Source organism: Scandinavium sp. (assembly GCF_036271055.1).
In the GTDB taxonomy this organism is placed as follows: Bacteria; Pseudomonadota; Gammaproteobacteria; order Enterobacterales; family Enterobacteriaceae; genus Scandinavium.
The window spans coordinates 1-1,721 of record NZ_DATBBJ010000082.1; the positions used below are offsets into that span (position 1 = coordinate 1).

A 1,721-nucleotide genomic window follows, 5' to 3' on the forward strand; every position below is an offset into this window, starting at 1 on the left:
CGCCCGCGCAAAAACCGTTTGGCTTTTGGTGGCATCATTGGTCAACGCACGGATCGGCACGAATGGATCTGAGATAAATCGTTACGGTTAACGCCTGGCGTTCAGTTCAACAAACGCACTCAGCTTGTCGTCGGTGTGCACAATGAAACACTTTCCGTCGCGATGCATCTTAACTTTTCCAATAACTGATGAATAGCCACACGCCAATGCCTGCAAAAACAAAAGCGCAGAGTATATACGTCATGACGTAGAACAATCCGTATGCGCTTGGCATCCGCCGTAAGGAATATGAAACTACGGCGAGAATCAGGACGCCTCCGATAAGTCGCCAGACGGACTTTGTGCGAGCGCGCAATGGAATTTAATGGAGACTTCTTTTATGGAAACTGCGCAAATTTGTCTAGTCGGGCGTTGCCTAATTTTCATGTAGGGTTTCGCCTGATACGCCAATCATTTTGTCTGCGCTGCTCACACGATGCTGTGATTCGCGTTTACGATGCGGCGGGCAACGTGATCGACACGCACCAGCACAAGTTCAAAGAGCCGTAAGAATTACCTCGACCTACGGCGTAGGCAGCGGGTCGACTACAGTCTGCACGGCTCTTCTTGTGCCCTTTACAGTGCTGTGTGCGACGTTCTTGGCTGTTTTGACAGTGCTCTTCGCCACGTTCCTCGTTGTGCGGACAGGACCAGCCTGAACAATCGTAGCCGAAATGGCGAAGGCGAAAATGATTGAAAGGAACGCTTTCATGGTAATTAAAGTATCGTTGATGACACCTCGTTTGCGCTTGTCCGATGTCGCCACGATGTGCGTCAGCAATCCAGATAGTTCGCAATTTCGTCACCAAACGTCACTTGCGTCCCCCTTATTTTCAGCGCAATACGACTGCATAAGAAAAACTTTTACGTTCTTGCCGTTTAGAGGCGCACGAAAAAAGTTGGACTTTGTCTAGCCCGTTGATAGCCCTGGTCACAATAATTTTCGCGAAGCAAAGGCGTTGCTCCGGAATAGGCGAGGCTACAGCCGAAAGATCTGGGCAGTCATCCGTTAGGCAACGTGATCAAGACGCACGAGCACAAGGGCGGTTTCAAAGAGTTTGTTTAACGCCTTAGGGACCAAGCACGTGACGCAGTGCGGCAGCGCCCGGGGGCGGCTTTGTGGTACCACTCAAAATTGAATCGGCTCTGACAGGCCGGCCGTAATAATTGAAATTGGATTGCCTTTGCGTTCCGATCACTGCGCCTTCCAGTGACACGCCAGCAAAAAGGCCTTTGCTTCTGCTATAGGTGTAAACGGCCGCTGTTGGCATCACCGCGCCTGCTGCAGTGCGGCCCACTGGACCAGCCGCAGCGCTGAGGTCCGCGCCGACGGTCAGGTTTCCTCCGTGAGAAAATGCCTGCACGGCGGCGTTGTTGTTGAGGACGATCACGAAGTCGGTCACTTCGGCACCGGCCTGAAGACCCCATCCCCCGCCACCTGTGGCGATAAATGACGGACCAGACCAGCCGTGAGGCGTGCGAGCAACCACGATACCTTGTCCGCCTTTGGCGCTGAAAATAAATCCTGCTTTGACCACACTCATCACGGCGAGCCCTTTTGCATGCCGTAGCACCTCTCTTGGAATTGCTTTCTCGGGCATTCGCTGAAATTGGTCAATGATTATGCCGCAGCGATTTACGGTATCCTGTTCGTCGGCATCAGCCATCACCAGCGCGAGAAA

General features: G+C 52.6%; 1 protein-coding gene. It reads right to left on the reverse strand.

What is annotated here, in order from left to right; translation table 11 throughout:
* Positions 1-1,109: 1,109 nt before the first annotated feature.
* Positions 1,110-1,721: YSC84-related protein (locus VH187_RS18640; protein ID WP_329702944.1), on the reverse strand; the 612-nt coding region annotated here is incomplete at its 5' end.